Raw genomic sequence first — 4,770 nt, forward strand, 5'->3', positions numbered from 1 at the left:
CGTCGATCCAGCCACTCTTGCGCAGGAAGCCGCGCAAGGGCCGCTCGTGAAGGGCCACGAGCCGTCCAAACGCCGCCTGCGACCCCGATCGCGCCGCCCGAACGAGCGGCGCCTCCATCAGACCTTGGGTCCTTGGCCAACCAGGGTCGAGACCAGCGTGGCGAGGCTCAGCGCGCCCATCACGAAGGCGACGATCACGAAGGCCGGACCAGCCTCATAGAGGTCTGTGGCCGCCGCATAGGTAAAGCCCATGCAGAGCACGCCGAACAGCACCACCTGATACCAGCCTCCATGGCGGTTGTAGCCCCGATAGCGACGGCGCGGGCGATCGTCGTCATCGCCGTAGGCGTCACGCTGGTTCAGCCGGGCCAGCAACTCCGGAGGCGGCTCGCGGCCGCTCTGGGCGTAAGACTTGATCAGATCCAGGGTGTCGCGGTTCGAACGATATTGCAGCCAGCTCCGCCAGCCGCCGATCACGAACCAGCTCAGCGGAAAGAGCAGCCACCAGTAGGATCGAAACAGGTCTTCCATCGAAATTGCCCTCCCTGGGCCACGCGCTCTGGGCGCTCATGATTGACCGTCGCCGACGCGTTGGCGTTCGGCTGCGGTGATCTTGAAAAGGATCAGTTGGCGGTATCGCGCAGCCTGGCCAGCAGTTCGGGCGGCGGTTCCCAGCCGTTGCTGGCATAGGTCGACAGCAGGTCCATCGCGTCGCGGCGCGCCCGATACTGCAGCCAGCCGCGCCAGGCGCCGATCAGGGCGAAACCGAGCGGGAACAGCAGCCACCAGAACCCATGAAACAGGTCTTCCATCGATTAGCCCCCCGAGAGCGCGAGCCTTCGCGCCGTCTTCTGAAGGTTAGTCGCCGCCGCGCCGCCGCGTGGATGCGGTCAGGTCGAAAATAATCTCGTCGCGCGTCTGATACATCGCCGTCGGCGCGCAGCGGCTCAGGATCTGTGGCGTCGCATAGCCCCAGGACACCGCGCCGCTGGCCATGCCCGCGGCCTTGGCCGCCTCGATGTCGCGCGTCTCGTCGCCGATGGCGATCACCCGGGACGGGGCCACGCGGGCCAGGCGCGCCACCTTGCGGAACTTGCGGGTCTTGCCGAAAAACGACGTGCCGCAGCCGTAGAACTCGATCAGCCCCGCCAACTCTTCGCCCAAGACCCGGCGGATGGTTGTCTCGCTGTTGGAGCTGACGACCGCCAGTCGAAGGCCGGCGGCCGACAGGGTCCACAACATGTCGGCCACGCCCGGAAACAACGGGATCAGCGAGACCTGGGCCCCGATCCGCTTGCGTCCCTCGCGGGCGATCAACGGCAACTTCCAGAACGGAATGCCCAGATAGCGAATGACCTCGCGATTGGGCTGGCCTCGCAGGACGGCGATCTCGTCGTCGGTCACGGTTCGGAACCCGAACCGCTCCGCCATCGGATTGACCAGGGTGAGCACGACGCCGCCGCTGTCGGCCAGGGTACCGTCGAAATCAAAGATCGCCAGATCATAGGTCGGGAGTGTCATTGCCGCTCATTTCGGGATGCTCGAACAAGGCAGGCCGACGGTCGATCCCGCTAGATGGAACGGCGGAGGCCCCGAAACCCTCTCGCGTTTTTGCGTCATGGCCGCGAGTCCCGCAAGGCCGGGGCGTCGGATCAGCCTCCTGTGGCGAGGGCCGCCGCGTAGACCTCGGGACGAAAGCCGGCGATCCGCCGCTCGCCCAGGTCCAGGATCGGGCGCTTGATCATCGACGGCTGGGCCAGCATCAGGTCGACGGCGCGGCCGGCGTCGACGCCCTGACGTTCCGCCTCGGGCAACTTGCGAAAGGTCGTGCCCGACCGGTTCAGGACGGTTTCCCAGCCGAGCTCCTGGACCCAGGCCTCCAGGCGGGCGCGGTCGATTCCGCGCAGCTTGTAGTCGTGAAAGTCATGGACCACGCCGGCCGTTTCCAGCCAGACGCGCGCCTTCTTCATCGTGTCGCAGGCCTTGATGCCATAGAGGGTCGGGGTCACGCAGCGCTCTCCGGTAGCGCCGTGCGGCGCCGAATCTGAAGCCGCGACCTTGCCTCGCCGGCCCTGCGGCGACCAGTCGCCATTGACAGTCCGACACCCCTGAACCAGAACATTTCAGGAACAATAGAGGTCATGATGTCGTTCGCCGGCGCCCTTCCGCCCCTGTCGCAGGCCCGCCCGGGTCGCCCCTTTGGCCGACGTGGCTGAGCCGTCGCCCCCTCCCGGCTGGCTCGTCGCCCATGGGGTGCTCGAACCTGACGCGACGGTGTCAGGCTATGCGGCAAGGGTCAGGATGTCCGGGGCCTATGTCGCACCCGCGACTGCCGACGCAGCTGCCATGTCGACTACGAGGCGATGACCCGGCAGGGGTTCGGCGGCTTGAGCATGACCATCGTCAAGCGCCTATTGCGCTGCCAGAGACTGGACACCTGCGGACTGGACTTCCTGGAAGATCCGCGCGCCCAGGGCCTGCCGCTGAGGGCGTTAGCTAGCCACTCGGGCGTCTCCCTGAGGTTCGTTGCGAAGGCTGCGGCCTGGTCCAGGCCACCAGCCCGGCGGCGATGATCCGCCGCCTGACGGCGCGGGAACGCGATGGCCCAGCCACGCTCAGCAGCGAACTGGCCGCCCTCGCCGACAAGCCCTGCAAGACCTGCGGCAAGATGCGCTGGACGGTGGATATCCTTTGGCCGGATCCGGCCTCCCATGGCTATCGTCAGGCCAGAAGCGCGGCGCGAAGGGGTTGATCATGTGCAACGCCTACAAATTGCAGACGCCCGTCTCGGCCCTGTTCGATGACTTCAGCCAGATCATTCCGACGCTCTGGGCCGACGGCCAGGCCTCCAACCTTGAGCCCCGCGACGACATCCGGATCACGGATCTCGCGCCCGTGGTCCGGCGGGTGGGTGATCAGGCCCTGATGGCGATGACACGCTGGTCCTGGAAAGGACCGCATGGCAAGCCCGTCTTCAACTTCGTGTCGGAAGGCCGCGACTTCGCCCGCAGTGACCGGGTGCTGATCCCGGCTGACGGCTTCTATGAATTCACCAAGCCCGCCGATCCGGGTCAGAGGCTGAAGGACAAATGGTGCTTTGCCCTGACCGGCGAGCCCTGGTTCTGGATCGCCGGGGTCATGCGCGACGGCGCGTTCGCGATGCTGACCACCCAACCCGGACCAGACGTTGCGCCGTATCATGATCGGCAGGTGGTCGTCCTGCCCCGCGCCCAGGGACTGAACTGGCTGGACCTGAGCGTTCCGTCCGCGGACCTCTTCGCCCCCTTGCCCGCCGGGCCCTGACAGTCATCAAGGCCCGCTAGCGACCCCTGATCAGGGCTTGATGGCCTCGAAGGTCAGGCTTTGCAGCGAGACGGCCCTGGTCGGCGCGAGGAGGAATCCCCCGGCGATCCGGCCGTGCTCGCACGTCCAGGTGAAGCTGCCCTGCAGGGCGGAGGCGGCGGTGACCGGCTCCTGCGCCGGACAGGCCCCGACCTCGGCCTTCAAGCGCGCGAGCTCGCTGGCCCAGTGAGCCTCGTCGCGATCCAGCAGAAAATTCATCGCCAGGTCGGGCTTGGCGTTCGACACCCCGCCGGCCGCCCAGATCGACTGGGCGAGGCCATAGCCCCGGGCGACACCGGCGCTGAGCGGCGTGACCCGATCGGCCCCGGCGCCGGCGCCCTGGAGCATCAGGGCGGTTTTCAGGGTCAGGGCCGAGGGGCCGGAATAGGTCCGGTTGGTCAACACGAAGACCCCGACCCCCTTGTCCGGCAGCAGCACGACATTGGAGCCATAGCCCGGATAGCCGCCGCCATGGGTGAGCACCCGCCCCAGGTCGCAGTCATCCTGCACGCGCCAGCCCATGCCATAGGCCACGGCCGTCCGGCAGGGCGCGCCGCCGACGGCCAGGGACCGGGCCGCGCCACGCGGAAAGTTCGAGCCTTCGACGATCTCGCGAACGGTGGCCCGCGCAACGGGGCCCGTCTCAGCCTCGTCGCGGGCCGGCCAGGCCGACAACAGAAAGCCCACCCAGCGGGCATAGTCAGTGGCGCTGGTCTGAACGCCGCCCATCGCCCCGAACACGCCGTCGGCCATGTCCGGCTCGCGGACCCAGCCATTGTCCTGCCAGCGATAGCCGAGCGCGCGCCGCTCGATCGGGGACTTGGCGATGTCATAGCCGGTCGAGGCCATGCCCAGCGGGGTCAGGATATTGTCGCGCACATAGTCCTGATAGGGCTTGCCCGACACATTGCTGACGATGCGACCCAGCGTGGCATAGCCGAAATTGGAATATTCCATCGCCATGCCGGGCGGGCGCGCGAAGGGTACGCCGGCTTTCAGCATGGCGGGTGAACGCCGCCTCGGACAGTGGCTGCTGACGATCGCCCCACGGGTCGTCGGTGACGAATCCCGCAGTGTGATTGAGCAGATCGCGAACCGGATCTTGCGGCTGTCGCGGCTGGGATAGGTCCAGCCCCGCATTTCGGGCACATAGGTCTCGGCCGGGGCGTCCAGGGACAGCTTGCCCTCATCGCGCAGCTTGAGGATCGCCAGGGCCGTGAACGCCTTGCTCATCGAGGCGATGCGAAACAGCGAGTCTGCGTTGACGGGCCGCTTGGGCGAGCGTGTCCTGCACGCCCTGCCCCTTGACCACGATCAGCCGACCGTCCTTGACGACGCCATAGACCAGGCCCGGCACGCGGGAATCCAGCCGCCACTGCTCGACGACGCGGTCGATGTCCTTGAGCAGGACGGCGTCAGGCTCGGCCG

At 67.4% G+C, this 4,770-nt stretch carries 8 protein-coding genes and 1 pseudogene; 2 read left to right on the forward strand and 7 right to left on the reverse strand.

Annotated elements, in window-relative coordinates; genetic code table 11:
- The 5 genes and pseudogenes from CSW58_RS12365 to CSW58_RS12385 form a co-directional block, all read right to left on the reverse strand.
- Positions 1–118, reverse strand: a pseudogene (locus CSW58_RS12365) (RNA polymerase sigma factor); the annotation flags it as partial.
- Complete coding sequence (locus tag CSW58_RS12370; protein WP_099447485.1) at positions 118–531, reverse strand: hypothetical protein; 414 nt, start codon at positions 529–531, stop codon at positions 118–120. The gene CSW58_RS12370 and the pseudogene CSW58_RS12365, both read right to left, overlap by 1 nt.
- Before the next feature lie 92 nt (positions 532–623).
- Positions 624–812, reverse strand: coding sequence for a hypothetical protein (locus CSW58_RS12375; protein ID WP_099447486.1), 189 nt, complete (start codon positions 810–812; stop codon positions 624–626).
- A gap of 46 nt (positions 813–858) precedes the next feature.
- Positions 859–1,521, reverse strand: a complete 663-nt coding sequence (locus tag CSW58_RS12380) for an HAD-IA family hydrolase (protein ID WP_099447487.1) — start codon at positions 1,519–1,521, stop codon at positions 859–861.
- A 131-nt stretch (positions 1,522–1,652) separates the two neighbouring features.
- A complete protein-coding gene (locus CSW58_RS12385) occupies positions 1,653–2,009 on the reverse strand; it encodes an arsenate reductase (RefSeq protein ID WP_099447488.1) in 357 nt (118 codons plus the stop codon).
- Between the two features lie 560 nt (positions 2,010–2,569).
- On the opposite strand from CSW58_RS12385, the gene CSW58_RS14165 reads away from it, so the two are divergent.
- Both CSW58_RS14165 and CSW58_RS12400 read left to right on the forward strand, forming a co-directional pair.
- On the forward strand, positions 2,570–2,752 hold the full coding sequence (locus CSW58_RS14165) for a hypothetical protein (RefSeq protein ID WP_099447490.1): 183 nt from the start codon (positions 2,570–2,572) through the stop codon (positions 2,750–2,752).
- Positions 2,753–2,754: 2 nt separating this feature from the next.
- The gene (locus CSW58_RS12400; protein WP_099447491.1) at positions 2,755–3,303 is read left to right on the forward strand and encodes an SOS response-associated peptidase family protein; all 549 of its coding nucleotides are present in this window, start codon (positions 2,755–2,757) and stop codon (positions 3,301–3,303) included.
- A 30-nt stretch (positions 3,304–3,333) separates the two neighbouring features.
- On the opposite strand, the gene CSW58_RS12405 is transcribed toward CSW58_RS12400, so the two are convergent.
- Together CSW58_RS12405 and CSW58_RS14170 are read right to left on the reverse strand one after the other, a co-directional pair.
- Positions 3,334–4,575, reverse strand: a complete 1,242-nt coding sequence (locus tag CSW58_RS12405) for a serine hydrolase (RefSeq protein WP_099447492.1) — start codon at positions 4,573–4,575, stop codon at positions 3,334–3,336.
- Positions 4,529–4,770 (reverse strand): hypothetical protein (locus CSW58_RS14170; protein ID WP_161494616.1); only part of this gene is annotated, 242 nt, incomplete at its 5' end. The genes CSW58_RS12405 and CSW58_RS14170, both read right to left, overlap by 47 nt.

This window comes from Caulobacter sp. B11 (genome assembly GCF_002737765.1).
GTDB lineage: Bacteria > Pseudomonadota > Alphaproteobacteria > Caulobacterales > Caulobacteraceae > Caulobacter.

Bases quoted from the DNA above. Each gene is read 5' to 3' on its own strand.
- CSW58_RS12405 (WP_099447492.1), bottom strand. From the start codon at position 4,575: ATGAGCAAGGCGTTCACGGCCCTGGCGATCCTCAAGCTGCGCGATGAG.
- CSW58_RS12375 (WP_099447486.1), bottom strand. From the start codon at position 812: ATGGAAGACCTGTTTCATGGGTTCTGGTGGCTGCTGTTCCCGCTCGGT.
- CSW58_RS12370 (WP_099447485.1), bottom strand. From the start codon at position 531: ATGGAAGACCTGTTTCGATCCTACTGGTGGCTGCTCTTTCCGCTGAGC.
- CSW58_RS12400 (WP_099447491.1), top strand. From the start codon at position 2,755: ATGTGCAACGCCTACAAATTGCAGACGCCCGTCTCGGCCCTGTTCGAT.
- CSW58_RS12380 (WP_099447487.1), bottom strand. From the start codon at position 1,521: ATGACACTCCCGACCTATGATCTGGCGATCTTTGATTTCGACGGTACC.
- CSW58_RS14165 (WP_099447490.1), top strand. From the start codon at position 2,570: ATGATCCGCCGCCTGACGGCGCGGGAACGCGATGGCCCAGCCACGCTC.